This is a genomic window from Pseudomonas sp. R4-35-07 (assembly GCF_003852235.1).
Classification (GTDB): domain Bacteria; phylum Pseudomonadota; class Gammaproteobacteria; order Pseudomonadales; family Pseudomonadaceae; genus Aquipseudomonas.
In genome coordinates this window covers 2,780,376-2,797,016 of record NZ_CP027732.1, presented here as the reverse complement: position 1 = coordinate 2,797,016, position 16,641 = coordinate 2,780,376, and the positions used below count along the sequence as shown (strand labels likewise).

Here is a 16,641-nt window from a genome sequence, read left to right as displayed (position 1 = left end):
CTGAACTATCGCTATCGGGAGCAAGCCCCCTCCCACATCGGAATTGCATTGCATATTTGGAACTGTGATCAGCTTCGGGCGCTGCGCCAAGCGTTGATGAGCTGTTCGAAGGTAGCCTGTACCTGCTGAATCAGGACTTCATCATCGATCTCCCCCGCCATCCACGCGCGGCTCGGTTCCTGGAAGATCGTGCGGCCCACGGCAAACCCTCGGCAGGTCGTGCTGCGGCTGGCTTGCCGGAAGCCTTCGGCGAGGCATTCGGCCGAGGCGTTCAGGCCCAACAGCACCACACCCCGGCAGTACGGGTCACGTTCTTCGATCAGTTCATCGAGCTTTTTCCAGTCCTCGGCCGATTGCGCCTCGATCTTCCACCACGCCGGGTAGATGCCCAGGTTGTACAGGCGCTTGAGGCTGCGGTAGAGCACGTCGGGATAGGTCGAGGGGTGATCCTTGGGCGGGATGACCTCCAGCAGCAGTTCATGCCCGCTGACAATCGACGCCTCGTACACCGCCTTGAGCTGCGCTTCCTGTTCCAGGCGCAGCAGCGGCGCGTCGTCGGGATGAAATTGCACCAGGCACTTGATGATCTGTTCCTGAGGCCAGGCGATCAGGTTGCTGCCGATGGAGCGGCCATGCTCGAACGCCAAGGGCCGCGAGTTCTGCACTTCCACCGGGCGGGCGATCCACCAGCCCCGGCCGCTGGCCGCATTGAGCGCGTCCTGGCCGAAGCGCTGGTCGGCGAGCAGGCCGACGTCGGCTTCAATGCCCTGATCAGCCAGTTTTTTCTCGACGCGTTCGATGGCCTGAATAAACAGTTGCTTGGCATCACTGATGCGCGCCAGATCCTGGCCGCCGCGTTGAGCCAGATCCACCAGCTGCCAGCGGTGGTCGAAGGCGAACACGAACAGTTGCTTCCAGGTTTTGCGCGGCACACTGACGCGATGCAGGCGTTGCAGGGTCGCGTCCTGGTCCGGCCGGGTAATTGGCACCGGGCTGTTGAACAGGTATTCCAACTCGACAGGTGTGGGCATGGCTGGCGCGCAGGCGTGGCGCGACACCACCAGGCCGCCGCAGGCATTGGCCAACTGGCTGCAACGCTCATCGGTTGCGTCGTTGAGCCACCCACTGAGGAAGCCCGACATAAACGCATCGCCGGCGCCCAACACATTGAGCACTTCCACGCGCACGCCGGGGTAGATCGCCCCGTCCTCCAGGCGCTCCGGGATAGCGCCATGGATCACCGTGCAGCCCTGTGGGCCGAGCTTGACCACCAGGGTCGCGGACGTCAGTTCACGCACTTTGCGCAGTGCGGTGAGCAAGTCTTGACTGCCGCCGGCGATCAGGAATTCTTCTTCGGTGCCGACGATCAGGTCGAAGCGCGGCAGGATCTTCTGTACATGCTCGCTGACCTGCTGGTCGGCGACGAAACGGGTCTCGCCATCAGCCTTGCCGGCCAAGCCCCACAATACCGGGCGGTAATCGATGTCGAGCACGCGCTTGACGTTGTGCCGGGCCGCGTAATCCAGCGCCTGAATGCTGGCCTTGTACACGCCATCGGTAGAGAAATGCGTGCCGGTGATCAGCAGCGCCTTGCTGGAGGCAATGAAGGCTTCGCTGATGTCTTCGGCGCGCAGGGCCATGTCGGCGCAGTTTTCGCGGTAGAACACCAAGGGGAAGGTTTCACGGTCCTTGAGGCCAAGCAGCACCAGGGCGGTGAGGCGTTCCGGGTCGACTTTGACCGCGCTGACGTCGCAGCCTTCACGGGCCAGGGATTCCAGGAGGAAGCGGCCCATGTGGTCGTCGCCCACGCGGCTGAGCATGGCCGACTTGAGCCCCAGCCGTGCCGTGCCGAAGGCGATATTGGCGGAGGAACCGCCGAGGTACTTGGCGAAACTGGACACGTCCTCAAGCCGCGCCCCCACTTGCTGCGCATAGAGGTCGACGCCCAGGCGTCCGAGGCAAATCAGATCCAATTGACGCCCACTGGCAAAACGAGTCTGGCCCATGCTGGCTCCTTTTATTTTTATCAGCCTGCGTTGTGCCGCCGTGGCGACGGCAAACGCTCTTGGTGGGAGCAGACTAGAACGTCCGGCGGCCGCAATCAATATTTATTCCATAATTATTTTTAGTGGAATATTTTTTCCAATACGTCAGCATAATGCTGCGGCAGCCGTCGTGCATCGTTTCAGCAGCCCAGGCGGGCCGTGATGCCGAGGTATTTTTTTGCGCCTACCCTGTAGACTTGCGCCACCCATCAGCGCACCAGACGAACACGCCAGAAGGATTGCCCATGTCCCGCACCGATCCCGAGACCCACCTGGAAGATACGATCGCCAGCCCTCCGATCAATGCCGAACGCCTGTTGCAGCTGATCACCGACGAATACGAAAGCCTGCCGCGCCAACTCAAGCGCATCGCCAGCTACATGAGCCAGCAGAGCGACCGGATCATGGTCGACCGTATCAGCGACATCGCCCGTGAATGCGAAGTGCATCCGTCGGCCATCGTGCGCTTCTCCCAGCGGTTTGGTTTCAGCGGGTTCAGTGAGATGCAGGCGCTGTTTCGCGAGGCGTACACCCACAAGACCACGCCGGTGCAGAACTACCAGCAACGCATCCGCAGCATGATCGCCAACAAGTCGCAGAAGGCCAGCGGCGGCGACCTGGCGCGTGAATGCGTCAACGCGACGCTGTCGGGCATCGAGCGCCTGGGGATGGAGCTCGACGACGTGGCCTTCGACAAGGCCGTGGACCTGGTGGTCAATGCCGACAATATCTATGTGGTCGGTGTGCGCCGCTCATTCGCGGTGGCCGATTACCTGGTCTACAACCTGCAGCACACCAACAAGCGCATCCACCTGATCTCGGGCCTGGGCGGCAGTTACCGCGAACAGATGCGCAGCGTGCGCGCCAATGACCTGGTGATCGCCATCAGCTTCACGCCCTACGGCAAAGAGACCCAACACTGCCTGCGCATCGCCCAGCATCACCAGGCCAAAACGCTGATCATCACCGACAGCAACCTGTCGCCCCTGGCCAAGCGGGCAAATGCAGTGTTGTTGGTCAATGAAGGTTCATCGTTCGCCTTCCGCTCTTTGAGCGCGACGTTGTGCCTGTGCCAGGCATTGTTCATTGCGGTGGCGTATCGCTTGGAACTGAAGGTGGATGAGATTCACGAGCAGGTAGGGTTCGACGACTGAAGCGGGCTCACCGCAAACCAAATGTGGGAGGGGGCTTGCTCCCGATGGAGGTGTGTCAGTCGCTTGCAGCATCGACTGTTCCACCGCCATCGGGAGCAAGCCCCCTCCCACATGGGACCGAGTACTGCTCGGGTTTAGTGCATGAAAATTGCGATCAGGATGATCAACGGAATTGGAATGCCGAGGAACCACAGCAGTAATGAGCGCATCATGTTCTCCTTGAATTAACGAACGTAGGTTTCGGTTTCGACGTACACCACAGCATCGCGGCGGCGACCGCCGAAGGTGGCGGCGAAGCTGGCGAAGAACGCGCCGATCAGCAGGGCAACGAAGGTCCACAGCGACGTGTAGGCAGCCACTTTGGCGGCTGTATCAGCGGCTTGCTTGGCTTTGACCTTGGCATCTTCGATGGCTTTGCGGGCATCGCCATACACTTTGTCGATACGCGCTTCGGCATCGGCCTGGCTGAGGTTGGTGCGCTGGCTGATCAACTGGGCCAGGTAGGTACGGTCTTCCGGCGCCAGTTGGCCATCATTGCTCAGGGTGCGAGCGAAGATGCGACCGACCACGGCATGTGCGGCGTCATCGCTGACAGCTGCAGGGCGATCGTCGCGGAACAGGCTGTCGACGTAGTAGCCGAAATCACCGCTGTGCGCGCCTTTTGCTGCGTTGCCGGCGGCTTGAGTCATGCTGCTGGCGGCACCCGAGGCAACACTGGCACCGGCTTTCACGCCGCCACTGACCACACTGCTGACCGAACCGACCACCAGCATCGCGGTAATCAGCGTCGCAACTGCCCAGGCCAGGAAACCATGGGCGGTGTCGCGAAAGTACACTTCATCGCCATGCATGTTGGCCCACTTCACGCGCAACCGGCCGGCAATGTAACCGCCCAGGCCCGACGCGACGATTTGGGTGAAAGCCAGCCAGACAATCGTGGAAATGCCAAGCCCCCTGGCGCTCATGCCGCTGTCGGCCCACGGCGATACCGCCGAAAAGCCCAGGCCGAAGCCCAGCAGCACCAGGATCAGGGACAGCGCAGCCGCCGCAGCGGCACCAGCAAAAATCGCCCCCCAGGAAACCCCGGAGAGCGCGCTCGACTCTTGCAGCGTGGATGAGGATGTGATCATTGTTGTTTTGCTCCAGGCATGAAAAATAGTGTTACAAGTCTCAAAAAGGACAGTGCAGGCAGCGTGCCAGCGTAAACAAAAAATAAAATCCTTATATTTCAGCAAGTTAACTAAATTGAACTTCCTAAAGTCATGCAAGTTGCAAGAATTGCCGATAGAGAGCGGGCGTTATGCATTCCCTGTGGGAAGGGGCTTGCTCCCGATAGCGGTGTATCAGTTAAGCATTGACAGAATGACCCACCGCTATCGGGAGCAAGCCCCCTCCCACACTGAATTGGGCAAGGCTTGGAAGTACCGGTTTCGCGTAGATGAAGTTTTATTTAGGAAACATTCAGCAACTTCTTGGCAAAATGTCCGCACTTCTAGTGTGAACGCTCACCAGGTAATCCTATGACCCGCATTTTGACCATCGAGGATGACGCCGTAACGGCCCGCGAGATCGTCGCCGAGCTGAGTAGCCATGGACTGGACGTAGACTGGGTGGACAATGGCCGCGAAGGCCTGGTCCGTGCCGTGAGTGGTGATTACGATCTGATCACCCTCGACCGCATGTTGCCCGAACTGGATGGCCTGGCCATCGTCACCACCCTGCGCACCATCGGGGTGTCGACGCCGATCCTGATGATCAGCGCCCTCTCCGATGTCGACGAACGCGTGCGCGGCCTGCGCGCCGGCGGCGATGACTACCTGACCAAGCCCTTTGCGTCCGATGAAATGGCCGCCCGCGTCGAGGTACTGCTGCGGCGTAAAAGCACGGTCAAGGAATTCGAAACCGCGCTGCGCGTGGCCGACCTCGAATTGAACCTGATCAGCCGCGAAGCCAGCCGCGCCGAGCAGCCGCTGAGCCTGCTGCCCACCGAGTACAAGTTGCTGGAATTTCTGATGCGCAACACCGGGCAGATCCTGTCGCGGATGATGATCTTCGAGGAAGTCTGGGGCTATCACTTCGACCCCGGCACCAACCTGATCGATGTGCATATCGGTCGCCTGCGCAAAAAAATCGACCCACCGGGCCTGCCGCCGCTGATCCGCACGGTACGAGGCTCGGGCTATGTCATTGCTGAACCCCTCTAAGGGCTGGCGCTCTTCCAGCAGCCGCTTGCTGGCGCTGTACAGTTCGCTGTTCGTGGCGTGGAGCTGCATCCTCATGGGGGTGCTGTATTACGAGGTGTCGGGGTATCTCAGTGACCTGTCGCGCCATTCGCTGATGCAGCGCCAGCATTTGTTCCAGCATTTCGACGGGGAAGAACTGGTCGACGCACTGACCACCAGCATGACTTTCGACATGAAGGGCGTGGATGCCTATGGCCTGTTCGACGAGCAGTTTTGTCCCTTGAGCGGGCCGATCCGCGCAGTACCGCCCGACCTGCCCCTGGATGGCAAGATCCACGCCCTGGCCAACTGCGTCGACTCCGATGACCCGAAACTGCCCAAGGACAGCTGCGACGCCGTGGCCACCCACACCGAAGACGGCCGTTGGCTGGTGCTGGTGCGCGCCAACGGTTCGTTGTTCGGGGTGACCCGGATCATCTGGCATGCCCTGCTGTGGGCCGTGTCATTGACCATCATCCCCGGCGCCGCCGGCTGGCACCTGCTGCGCCGGCGTCCGCTGCGCCGCATTCGCGGGATCCAGGCCAGCGCCGAAGCCATCGTCGCCGGCGACTTGACGCACCGCCTGCCGCTCTCCGACCGGCGCGACGAGCTGGACATGCTCGCGGCCATCGTCAACGCCATGCTCGACCGCATCGAAAAGCTGATGAACGAGGTCAAGGGCGTGTGCGACAACATCGCCCACGATTTGCGCACCCCGCTGACGCGCCTGCGCGCGCAGCTATACCGCATCAAGCAGCAAGCGGAGGAAGACTCGGCCCATGCGGTGAAACTCGATGACGCGATTGCCGAAACCGACACGCTGATGGCGCGTTTTCGTGGATTACTGCGCATTTCCGAACTGGAAGACCACCAGCGTCGTTCAGGCTTTTTGCTGATGGACCCGCTGCCGCTGTTACGCGAACTGCACGACTTCTACCTGCCCCTGGCAGAAGAAGGTGAGTTGGAACTGGTGCTGCAGACCCCGGACTCACTGCCCTGGATTACCGGCGACCGCGCCCTGTTGTTCGAGGCCCTGGCCAACCTGCTGAGCAATTCGATCAAGTTCACCCCGCCCCAAGGCAAGGTAATCCTGCGCGCGGTCAATGACCTGGGCAGCACGCGGATCGACGTCCTCGACTCCGGGCCGGGCATTCCGGCCGCCGAACGCGCTTCGGTGTTCCAGCGCTTTTACCGGGTCGATGAAAGTGATCAGCAAGGCGGTTTCGGCCTGGGCCTGTCGATTGTCGCGGCGATCATCAACCTGCACGGTTTCAAGCTGGAAGTCGGCACCAGCGAACTGGGCGGCGCACGGCTTGTGCTGGAATGCCGTCAGCAACTGATGCCGGAATAATTAACTGAATGAACACAGATCCAAATGTGGGAGGGGGCTTGCTCCCGATGAGGGTGTGTCAGCTACAGATAAACTGACTGACATACCGCAATCGGGAGCAAGCCCCCTCCCACACTAGCCTTTTCCACATTGCTACCAAGCCATTCTGTTCTACAGCACAGCCCCCATCGCCTTGATCAACACCGGGTCGCGCGCGTAAATATCCGGCGCGTACACCAGGCTGCCCTGGCGATCCACTTCCACCGTCCAATAGCCCAGCAGCACCGGTACCGGCGTGGCCAGCCTGAATTCATGGGTCACGCCGGTGGCCAGCAACTCGTCGGTGCGCGTGCGTTCGGCCGGGCTGACCAGCAGGTCGCGCAATAACAACGGTTGCTCAACGCGCACGCACCCCGAACTGAACGCCCGTGGCCCCTTGGTAAACAGCGGCTGGCTCGGCGTGTCGTGCAGGTACACCGAATACGGGTTGGGAAAGCGCATCACGATCTTGCCCAACGGGTTACGCGGCCCTGCCTCCTGGCGCAGCAGAATATTGCCAGGGTGAGCCCAGTCGATCTGCTCGGGTGCCAGCGGGTGCCCTTCGGCGTCGAGCACTTGCAGGTTCTGCTGGCGCAGATATTCCGGGTTGAGGCGGATGGCCGGCAGCTTGTCCTCGCGCATGATGGTGGGTGGAATGGTCCACGTGGGGTTGAGGGTCAACCGCGTGATACGCGACTTGAGCAACGGCGTCTGGCGCTCGGCGCGGCCCACTTGCAGGCGGGTTTGCCACACTGGAATACCGCTCTGGTACACGCTCAATTGCGCGGCTGCGACGTTGACCACCACGCCTTCGGGCTCCAGGTCCTGGGCCAGCCAGCGGAACCGCTCGAGATTGATGCGCAACTGGTCGCGGCGCATCGCCGGGCTGATATTCAGTTCAGCCACGGTGCCGGCGCCGATCACCCCGTCGGACTGCAAGGAATGGCTGAGCTGGAAGGCCTTGACCGCAGCGACCAACTCGGCGCGGTACTGCTTGGCGCTGCCCTTGGGTTCCTGGGTCAGGTAACCGCCGCTGTAGAGCCGACGCGCCAGTTCCGGCACCCGTGGGTCTTCCATGCCGGGGCGCAACAGCGGCCCGTCGCCGACCGCCTCCCAATGCGGCAACGGCTGCTGGCGCACGCTGGAATAGGCATTACGCAAGCTGCGATACAAATCCGCGCTGGGCCGCGCCTGGTCGAACGCCTGGGCCATGTCCTGCAGGCCGGTGGCGGCGAAGGCAAGCAACGCGGTGTTTGGATCGACGGCCGGCGGCTGGGCGTGCCACAGCGGTTCGAAGCGCGACTGCTGCAGGCGCCCGTAATGCAGGTCCTGCAGGGCTTGCAGGTACTGCTGGCTGACTGCGATATCGCTGCACAGCACATTGGCCGTGGCATCTGCGGTGGGCAAGCTATAGTGGGTGGGGTCCAGGCCATCGTCGGCCAGCATCAGCAGTTGGCTGTGCAAGGCTTGCCGGCGCGCGTCATCCGACCACAGCGGCGTGTCGCCCTGCTGCTGGTAAAAGGCTTGCAGACGCAATTGCGCGGTAGCATCGATATGCGGCGCGAGCTGCGGGCAGACACTGGGCAACTGCGCCAGCGCCTGTTGCAGCGGCGCCAGGTCAACCGGTGCAGGCGTCGTGACCGGCAGTGGTTCCAGCGGCAGCGTTTCGGCTGTGGCGACCAGTGGTGTAACGAGCAGGCAAATGCTCAAGTAACATGCGTGTTTTTTGAACAATTGCTTAGCTCCACTCCACAGCGGGAGAATCGACTGTAGATGCTGACTTTTATCCGCCGGCTCGGCATCACCAAGCTGGGCTTGATCACCGGGAGCCTGGCGTTACTGAGCAATGTTGCGCTCGCCGCCAATGGCCCCCCTCCTTCTTTGTATAGCAGCCTGGCGCGCTCGGCTCCAGAACTCAATCCCATCGTGCTCAAAAGCGCCTTGAACGCGGTGCAGTGCGCGGTCAGTAACGGTGAGGAACGTTCCGATCGCCTGGCAGTGATTGACTACTCCCAGCCCTCGACCGCCCGTCGGCTGTGGATCTTCGATCTGCGCAAAAAGACTTTGGTCCTGCGCGACCTGGTGGCCCACGGTGCCAAATCCGGTGAAAACTTCGCCACCGCGTTCTCCAATCTCGAAGGCAGCCACCAGTCCAGCCTGGGCCTGTTCCGCACCCAGGAAAGTTACCTCGGCACCCACGGCTACTCGCTGCGCATGGACGGCCTGGAGCCCGGTTTCAATGACCTGGCCCGCGACCGCGCCATTGTGATTCATGCCGCCGACTACGTCAGCCCGTTGTGGAGCAAGCGCGAAGGCCGTATCGGCCGCAGCCAGGGCTGCCCGGCGGTGCGCCCGCAAGTCGCGCGCCAAGTGGTGGACAAGCTCAAGGACGGGCAGTTCATGTTCTCCTGGTACCCCGACCAACGCTGGTTGAAGTCTTCGACCTATCTCAATTGCAAACCCCAACAGGTGGCGAGTAGTCGTACAATCCGTGGCGGATAGCCTGTCCCCACAGATAAAAGAGAGCGTCGCATGCTTCTACATAAATCCACCTGGATCGAGATCGGGCAGTTTCTGGAGCGCAGCCGCACGGTGGTGATCCCCATCGGCTCCAACGAACAACACGGCCCCACCGGCCTGCTGGGTACCGACTGGATGTGCCCGGAAATCATCGCCGTCGAGGCGCAGAAGAACGCCGACATCCTGGTCGGCCCCACCTTCAATATCGGCATGGCCCAGCACCACCTGGGCTTTCCCGGCACCATCTCGTTGCGCCCCTCCACCTTTATCGCCGCGATCGGCGACTGGGTGCGCTCGCTGGCCGGGCATGGTTTCGACAAGATCCTGTTCCTGAACGGCCACGGCGGCAATATTGCCACTATCGAAGCGGCGTTTTCCGAGCTCTATGCCGAAGCCAGCTATGCCCGCCGCCCGGCCGGCTTCGCGCTGAAACTGGTCAACTGGTGGGATTTGGAGGGCGTCACCGACCTGGCGCAGCGCCAGTTCCCGGTGGGCCATGGCAGCCACGCGACACCGTCGGAGATCGCCGTGACGCAATGGGCCTACCCGGACTCGATCAAGTCAGCCGATTACTCGCCGAAAATCGCCAACACCGGCCCGATCCGCGAAGCACTGGACTTCCGCGCCCGCTTCCCCGACGGGCGCATGGGCTCGGACCCGGCATTGGCGACGGTGGAAAAAGGCGGTGAATTGGTTGCGTTGGCGGCGCAAGGGCTGGTCAAGGCGGTGAACAGCTTCAGCCACGAAGCAAAGCCCTGAATCGAACGCCATCCAAATGTGGGAGGGGGCTTGCTCCCGATAGCGGTGGGTCAGCTACAGTTTTGCTGACTGACACACCGCCATCGGGAGCAAGCCCCCTCCCACATTGTGGTCAGCGTGATCCGGGGATTACTGGCAATCCTGCGCCGCCTGCTCGAGCCGCGACGGCTTGAGTGCCGAAGCCAGGGGCTTGCGCTCATACAGGAACACCTTGGTGCCGTCCTGGGATTTGTAGGCTTCCAGCACATCATCGGCCGCGATCTTGCTGGTCAACAGCACCTTGGCGTGGCGTGAGTTCTGGGTCACGGTCGAGGTGATGCCGTGCTTTTCAAGCTTGGGCAAGACGCATTGCACATAGCCTTCAGGGGTCTTGGTGGTTTGCAGGGTCAGCGAGGGGGCATTGGGCGCCGTGATACAACCGGTCAGCAGCAGGGAAGCAAAGGCCAGGGCCGGGGCGAAAAAAGAGCGCATAAACATTCCTGAAAATAACAGATAGGTTTGCATCGGCCCGCGTATCAACCGGCGCGGACCAAGGCTTTTAGCGACGCATCGAACTGCTTCAAGGCATCTTGTTGTACATCTCGCTGCTGCTCGATCTGCGCGGCGATCTCAAGTGCTGACTTGTCATGCACCCACACCGACGGCACCTGCTTATCCACCGAGCCTTCGGCCTTGGCGATGTATTGCAGGTCGGCGTCATAGAACCGCGCGGTAAAGCGCGCCTCGACCACGTCATTACGCGGTGTCAGCAGCTGGCTATGGGTATCGAGCACCACCACCACGTCCGGATGCGCCTGCACCAAGTCATCCAGGCTGGCATAGACCGTGACCGAGACAAATGTGCCTTGCAGCGAGTGCATCAGCCAGTCGATAGCCAGTTCCGGATCGGAACTGTTGACGAACGCCTCGCGAATGCGTGCATCCAGGGCATTCTTGGCGCCATTGAGCGCCATGGCGTGGTAGCGCTCGAGGTAGCTGAGGTTGTCGCGCGTGTTTTCGCTGTACAACACCCCCACCGACTGCGCGCGCTGCAGGGAGTCTACGCTAGCAACGAGTGGCAGCAAATGGCCTGTACGCAGCTCATCGGCAATCGCCGGGTTGGCCAGCACCGCAGTGCCGAGCATCAGGGTCATCAAAGCCAGCTGGATTATTGTCCTCATCGCGCAGTTCCTTGAGCAGCGTTTCGATGAGCGGATTCTGCGCCTTTGCCATAAAAACAGAACTTGTGATCCTTGATGGTGACTATCATTTGAACCGATAGTGTCAGGCAGCCCAGCCCCATAAAACCTATAAGGACCACGCCATGAAGCCTCACCAGAAAACCTTCGACCGCATCCGCGAAGCCGTATTGCCGGAGTTTCGCGAGCGGGTCGCCGATTACCTGGTCGAATATGAAAGTGTGCTGCTGAACGAGGCCAGTGGCGCCGACGAGCAAGCTTCCAGTGCCCAACAGCTGCGTGGCTACCTGCGCGGTTTGAATACCACGCGCGTGCTGGGCATGGCGGACTGGGAAGACCTGGACCGGCGCGTCGCGCAAATCAACGAAAGCGCTACACCCCAAGGCGTGGCTGGTTGACCCACGCCTGCACCGACGGCCTTTGCCACTGACGCCGCGCGTACGCCACCAACTCGGCGGGCACAGCGTCGCCGTTGAGGATCAGGCGATTGAGCATCAGCGCCAGGTCCACGTCGACGATCGACCAGCTGCCGAACAGGTAATCCGGGTTACCCGCCAGCAACCCCTGCGCCACGCTGATCAACTTGTCTGCCGCCGCGCCGGCCGGTGGCGACAAGGGCGGCATTTTCTGCGCGCAGAACACCACCAGCGTCGAACGCTCCTGGCGGATCGGCAGCAAGTCACTGCGCAGCCACGCTTGCACCTGCCGCGCCCTCGCCCGCTGCTGCAGGTCGACGGGGTAAACGCTCGTCTCGGGGTAGGCTTCGTCCAGGTATTCAGTGATTGCCGAGGATTCCGACAGGGAGAACTCGCCGTCCTCCAGCGTTGGCACCCGCTGGGTCAGTGACAACCGCGCGTAATCCGTAGCCTGATGCTCGCTTGCACCCAGGTCCACCGACACGGTTTCAAATGCCAGGCCTTTTTCCTGCAGCGCGACGAACACCGACAGGGCATAAGGGCTGGTAAACAGCGAATCAACGTAGAGGCGCAGCGCACGGTGGCTCATGGACGATCTCCTTGAAATGAGACCTAACGCTACGAGATCCGGGACGATAAAGACAATGCGCGGTTTTTATGGGGGCATTCCTGGCGGGAATAGTGCGGCCTGACCAAAAACTGATTAAGCGCATTGGAACCTGCACCTGCGCAACACGGCAAAGTAATGGATAATGTTATAGGATAACACCTCTTTTTCGCCCAGCCTTGTGAACGCCCCATGCCTGACGCTGTTGCACTACGCCCACGCCTGCTTTCCATCGACGCCCTGCGCGGCCTGGTGATCCTGTTCATGTTGCTCGACCATGTGCGCGAAACCTTTCTGCTGCACCGCCAGGTGGGCGACCCGATGAGCATCGACACGACCGAGCCTGCGCTGTTTTTCAGCCGTACCCTCGCCCATTTGTGCGCGCCGGTGTTTGTGCTGCTGACCGGTTTGTCGGCCTGGTTGTATGGCCAGAAATACCAGGGCCGGCGCGCGGTGTCGGCGTTTTTGTTCAAGCGGGGTCTGTTTCTGGTGGTGTTGGAGTTCACGCTGGTCAACTTCGCCTGGACCTTCCAGTTGCCGCCCAGTGTGATTTACCTGCAGGTGATCTGGGCGATTGGCGTGAGCATGCTCGCCCTCGCCGCGCTGCTGTGGTTACCGCGCCCGTTGCTGATCACCCTGGCGCTGGCGATCATCGCCGGGCATAACCTGCTCGATGGCGTGCACTTCGCGCCCGGATCGGCCCTGCAGGTTGCCTGGTCGATCCTGCATGAGCGCAGTTGGATCGAGGTGGCAGGCACCCTGCGCCTGCGCGTGACGTACCCGGTGCTGCCGTGGATCGGCGTGATCGCCCTGGGCTACGGCCTCGGCCCATGGTTTGCGAATGCCGCCCTGCCCGCCATGCGCCAGCGTTATTTGCTGCTGGCGGGTGCCGGTGCGTTGCTGGGTTTTGTGCTGTTGCGGGCGGCCAACGGCTATGGCGAAAAACCCTGGCAGGCCTATGACAGCGGCGTGCAGACATTGATGAGCTTTTTCAACATCACCAAATACCCGCCTTCGCTGTTGTTCCTGGCGCTGACGCTGGGCATCGGCCTGCTATTGCTGCTGGCATTCGAACGGGCCGGGCAGAAACGCTGGATCAGCATCCTTGCGGTCTTTGGCGCGGCGCCGATGTTCTTTTATCTGCTGCACCTGTATGTGCTCAAACTGTTGTATGTCGCTGCCGTCGCGTTGTTTGGGTTGAATCACGGCAATTACTTCGGTTTCGACAGCATGGGCGCTGTGTGGCTGGCGGCGTTCGCACTGCCCCTGGCGTTGTATCGGCCGGTGCGCTGGTTTGCCGGGCTTAAGGCGCGGCGCAGGGATATCACTTGGCTCAAATATCTTTGAGGCAATGACTCAGGGTCGTTGGAATTGGCGGCGTAGCACTTCGATTTGCTCACGGCGAACGCAACCCTGCAGATGATCATTGACCATCCCCATCGCCTGCATCAGCGCATACATCGTGGTCGGGCCGACAAAGGTCCAGCCACGCTTCTTCAGCGCCTTGGACAATCGCACCGAAGCCGGTGACGTCGGGTTGGCCGTCCAGTACGCCATATCCACCACCGCCGGGCGCTCCTCGGGGTCGGGCTCGAAAGACCACACCCAGCGCGCCAGGGAACCGGTCTCGCTGACCAGCTCACAGGCGCGGCGCGCATTGTTGATCGTGGACAGGATCTTCGCCCGGTTTCGCACGATACCGGGGTCGTTCATCAAGCGTTCGATCTGCACCTCGCCGTACTGCGCCACCTTGTGAAAATCAAAGCCGTCGAATGCCTGCCGAAACTGCTCGCGCTTGCGCAAGATGGTGATCCACGCCATACCCGCCTGAAAACCTTCCAGGCAAATCTTCTCGTACAACTGGATGTCATCCGCCACGGGCACGCCCCACTCGTGGTCGTGGTACTGCGGGTATTGCGGCGCGGCGTTGCGCCACGCGCAGTGGGTGCGCCCGGTTTCGTCCGTTGTCAGCCCTGATGGGTCCATTTATCACCTCGCATGCCGAGCGCGGATGATACGCAAAAAAATTTGCGCCCCGTCAACCGCTCAAGCATCGCGGTTGCAGGCGCACTGGTCAGACCGGCGCCCCCCAACCGACGAATATTTGCTTGTGGTTTGAAAAAAACCGGGCGTAGACTGGCCGCGCACTGGACTTACCGGTAAGACCACAACAATTAAGCCCTGGAACCACCAGGGCACCGAATAGAGATCCTTCCCATGCTCAGATGGTGCTCGCGTTCGATTTTCCTGCAAGTCGTGATTGGCCTGATGCTCGGCGTCATTTGCGGCCTGGCCCTTCCCGAATTCTCCTCGCAACTCAAACCCCTGGGTGATGGCTTTATCAAGCTGATCAAAATGCTGATCGGCCTGATCGTGTTCTGCGTAGTGGTCAGCGGCATTTCCGGCGCCGGCGACTTGAAGAAAGTCGGGCGCATCGGCTTGAAGTCAGTGATCTACTTTGAAGTGCTGACCACCGTCGCCCTGGTGCTCGGCCTGATCATGGCCTTCAGCACCGGCATCGGCAGCGGCGCGAATATTCATCTGGAGCAACTGTCCTCCGCCGGTCTGAATGAACTGGCCGACAAGGGCCAGCACATTCGCGGTACCAGCCAGTTCCTGATGGACCTGATTCCCAACTCGGTGATCGGTGCCTTTGCCGAGAATAACGTGCTGCAGGTGCTGTTGTTCTCCGTGTTGTTCGGCAGCGCGCTGAACCTGGTGGGTGAAGCGGCTTCCGGGATCTCGCGGCTGATCAACGAACTGAGCCATGTGATTTTTCGCATCATGGGCATGATCGTGCGCCTGGCGCCGATTGGCGTGTTCGGCGCCATCGCGTTCACCACCAGCACCTACGGCCTGGACTCCCTGCAACACCTGGGCAGCCTGGTGGGCCTGTTCTACCTGACCTGCTTTGCCTTCGTCGGGCTGATCCTGGGCCTGGTGATGCGCCTTTCCGGGCTGCGCATGCTGCCGCTGCTCAAGTACCTGCGCGAAGAACTGCTGATCGTGATGGGCACGGCTTCCTCCGACGCGGTGCTGCCGCAGATCATGCGCAAGCTGGAGCATCTGGGTATCGGCAGCTCCACCGTTGGCCTGGTGATTCCTACCGGCTACTCGTTCAACCTGGATGGTTTTTCGATCTACCTGACCCTGGCCATCGTGTTTATCGCCAACGCCACCGGCACCCCGCTGTCGATGACTGACTTGCTGACCATCCTGCTGGTCTCGTTGATCACCTCCAAGGGCGCCCACGGTATTCCGGGCTCGGCACTGGTGATTCTGGCGGCAACGCTTACGGCGATCCCGGCGATTCCGGTGGTCGGCCTGGTGCTGGTTCTGGCGGTGGACTGGTTCATGGGCATTGGCCGGGCCTTGACTAACCTGATAGGCAACTGCGTCGCTACCGTGGCGATTGCGCGCTGGGAAAAAGACATTGATATCCAGCGTGCCAACAAGGTGCTCGATGGCCAGCAGGGTTATGCGTTCCAGGCCAAGAAGCCGGTGGTGCCGGCGCATCAGGAGTTCTGAGGGCGACACAGGCCAATCTGGGAGGGATTTTGTGACTCACACACTGCTATCGGTGGCAAGCCCCCTCCCACATTTGTCCAGTGTCAGCCTGACAATTGTATTCGCAACATTAAGGAGATAACGACGTGATCAGCACCTCGACCGTCGTCAATTCAGTCGTAGAAAAACTGCGCGCGGCCCTGGCGCGGGGTCAGTGGCGGCGTGGGGAAATGCTGCCCGGCCAGCGTGAACTGGCCGAGCAGATGGGCATCAGCCGCCCGAGCCTGCGTGAAGCGGTGATTGTGCTGGAGACTCTCGGCCTGGTGCGCTCCATGCCCGGCAAAGGCGTGGTGGTGCTGGAAACCAGCATCAGTGAACCGCAGTCGAGCGACGCGGTGGCCGACGCCAGCCTGGAAGACATCCTGCAACTGCGCTACACCCTCGAGCCCTTCATCGTCGGCCTGGTCGCCCAGTCCATCAGCAGCAAGGAAATCGGCCAACTGCGCCTGACCCTGATGGACATGCGCGAAGCCCTCGATGCCGACGATGCCGAAGCCGGCATGAACGCCTATATCGGCTTTCACGAAGAACTGTTCGCCCTGACCTCCAACCCGATTTTCCAGAACGTGGTGCAACAAACCAGCAACGCGCTCAAGCAAAGCGCCCAGGTGCTGCGCAATTCCCCTGAACACCTGGCCGAGCGCCTGCGCGAGAACGAGGCGGTGGTGCGAGCCATCCGTAACAAGAACAGCGCCCTGGCCAGTGCCGAAATGCGTCGGCACATCCTGCAGGAAGGCCTGCGCATGGGCATTCGCTTGAACATCCCGGACGACCATCTGGGCAGTTGATACTCTGGAGACCGGC

At 61.2% G+C, this 16,641-nt stretch carries 17 protein-coding genes; 10 read left to right on the top strand and 7 right to left on the bottom strand.

The features are described 5' to 3' along the window. Nucleotides 1-68 precede the first annotated feature (68 nt). Nucleotides 69-2,006, bottom strand: a complete 1,938-nt coding sequence (iolC, locus tag C4J89_RS12730) for a 5-dehydro-2-deoxygluconokinase (protein WP_124414611.1) — start codon at nt 2,004-2,006, stop codon at nt 69-71. Between iolC and C4J89_RS12725 the strand changes: the two genes are divergently transcribed. Beyond that, a complete protein-coding gene (locus tag C4J89_RS12725) occupies nt 2,005-2,208 on the top strand; it encodes a hypothetical protein (RefSeq protein WP_124414610.1) in 204 nt (67 codons plus the stop codon). The genes iolC and C4J89_RS12725 overlap by 2 nt on opposite strands. Before the next feature lie 82 nt (nt 2,209-2,290). Next, nucleotides 2,291-3,199: a MurR/RpiR family transcriptional regulator gene (locus C4J89_RS12720; protein WP_124362695.1), complete on the top strand. Its 909-nt coding sequence runs from the start codon at nt 2,291-2,293 to the stop codon at nt 3,197-3,199. Nucleotides 3,200-3,423: 224 nt separating this feature from the next. Here the strand turns inward: C4J89_RS12720 and C4J89_RS12715 are convergent, their stop codons facing one another. Continuing rightward, complete coding sequence (locus C4J89_RS12715; protein WP_124414609.1) at nt 3,424-4,329, bottom strand: hypothetical protein; 906 nt, start codon at nt 4,327-4,329, stop codon at nt 3,424-3,426. 390 nt (nt 4,330-4,719) lie between these two features. On the opposite strand from C4J89_RS12715, the gene C4J89_RS12710 reads away from it, so the two are divergent. Together C4J89_RS12710 and C4J89_RS12705 are read left to right on the top strand one after the other, a co-directional pair. Further along, nucleotides 4,720-5,403, top strand: a complete 684-nt coding sequence (locus tag C4J89_RS12710) for a response regulator transcription factor (protein ID WP_122539638.1) — start codon at nt 4,720-4,722, stop codon at nt 5,401-5,403. Next, complete coding sequence (locus C4J89_RS12705) at nt 5,381-6,772, top strand: HAMP domain-containing sensor histidine kinase (protein WP_124414608.1); 1,392 nt, start codon at nt 5,381-5,383, stop codon at nt 6,770-6,772. The genes C4J89_RS12710 and C4J89_RS12705 overlap by 23 nt, the downstream gene beginning before the upstream one ends. Before the next feature lie 150 nt (nt 6,773-6,922). Here the strand turns inward: C4J89_RS12705 and C4J89_RS12700 are convergent, their stop codons facing one another. Then, nucleotides 6,923-8,524, bottom strand: coding sequence for a murein L,D-transpeptidase (locus C4J89_RS12700; RefSeq protein ID WP_124414607.1), 1,602 nt, complete (start codon nt 8,522-8,524; stop codon nt 6,923-6,925). A 39-nt stretch (nt 8,525-8,563) separates the two neighbouring features. Between C4J89_RS12700 and C4J89_RS12695 the strand changes: the two genes are divergently transcribed. Together C4J89_RS12695 and C4J89_RS12690 are read left to right on the top strand one after the other, a co-directional pair. Continuing rightward, on the top strand, nt 8,564-9,292 hold the full coding sequence (locus C4J89_RS12695) for a murein L,D-transpeptidase catalytic domain family protein (RefSeq protein WP_124362691.1): 729 nt from the start codon (nt 8,564-8,566) through the stop codon (nt 9,290-9,292). Between the two features lie 30 nt (nt 9,293-9,322). Continuing rightward, a complete protein-coding gene (locus tag C4J89_RS12690) occupies nt 9,323-10,069 on the top strand; it encodes a creatininase family protein (RefSeq protein WP_124414606.1) in 747 nt (248 codons plus the stop codon). A 129-nt stretch (nt 10,070-10,198) separates the two neighbouring features. Here the strand turns inward: C4J89_RS12690 and C4J89_RS12685 are convergent, their stop codons facing one another. Together C4J89_RS12685 and C4J89_RS12680 are read right to left on the bottom strand one after the other, a co-directional pair. Further along, on the bottom strand, nt 10,199-10,540 hold the full coding sequence (locus C4J89_RS12685; RefSeq protein ID WP_124362689.1) for a hypothetical protein: 342 nt from the start codon (nt 10,538-10,540) through the stop codon (nt 10,199-10,201). A 44-nt stretch (nt 10,541-10,584) separates the two neighbouring features. Then, nucleotides 10,585-11,229: an ATPase gene (locus C4J89_RS12680; protein WP_124414605.1), complete on the bottom strand. Its 645-nt coding sequence runs from the start codon at nt 11,227-11,229 to the stop codon at nt 10,585-10,587. Nucleotides 11,230-11,372: 143 nt separating this feature from the next. On the opposite strand from C4J89_RS12680, the gene C4J89_RS12675 reads away from it, so the two are divergent. Then, nucleotides 11,373-11,645, top strand: coding sequence for a hypothetical protein (locus C4J89_RS12675; RefSeq protein ID WP_124414604.1), 273 nt, complete (start codon nt 11,373-11,375; stop codon nt 11,643-11,645). Here the strand turns inward: C4J89_RS12675 and yfcF are convergent. Further along, nucleotides 11,620-12,252: a glutathione transferase gene (gene yfcF, locus C4J89_RS12670; protein ID WP_124414603.1), complete on the bottom strand. Its 633-nt coding sequence runs from the start codon at nt 12,250-12,252 to the stop codon at nt 11,620-11,622. The two genes, C4J89_RS12675 and yfcF, sit on opposite strands and share 26 nt — an antisense overlap. A 210-nt stretch (nt 12,253-12,462) precedes the next feature. Here yfcF and C4J89_RS12665 point away from each other — a divergent pair, with 210 nt between their 5' ends. Next, nucleotides 12,463-13,617 carry a DUF1624 domain-containing protein gene (locus tag C4J89_RS12665; protein ID WP_124414602.1) on the top strand — a complete coding sequence of 385 codons (1,155 nt, stop codon included), beginning with the start codon at nt 12,463-12,465 and terminating at the stop codon, nt 13,615-13,617. A gap of 9 nt (nt 13,618-13,626) precedes the next feature. Here C4J89_RS12665 and C4J89_RS12660 read toward each other — a convergent pair whose 3' ends face one another. Next, nucleotides 13,627-14,256: a DNA-3-methyladenine glycosylase I gene (locus C4J89_RS12660; protein WP_124414601.1), complete on the bottom strand. Its 630-nt coding sequence runs from the start codon at nt 14,254-14,256 to the stop codon at nt 13,627-13,629. A gap of 231 nt (nt 14,257-14,487) precedes the next feature. Here C4J89_RS12660 and C4J89_RS12655 point away from each other — a divergent pair, with 231 nt between their 5' ends. Continuing rightward, the gene (locus tag C4J89_RS12655; RefSeq protein WP_124362683.1) at nt 14,488-15,798 is read left to right on the top strand and encodes a C4-dicarboxylate transporter DctA; all 1,311 of its coding nucleotides are present in this window, start codon (nt 14,488-14,490) and stop codon (nt 15,796-15,798) included. 125 nt (nt 15,799-15,923) lie between these two features. Beyond that, entirely contained in the window at nt 15,924-16,625 is a 702-nt protein-coding gene (locus tag C4J89_RS12650; protein WP_124414600.1) for a FadR/GntR family transcriptional regulator, read from the top strand. Nucleotides 16,626-16,641: the final 16 nt, after the last annotated feature.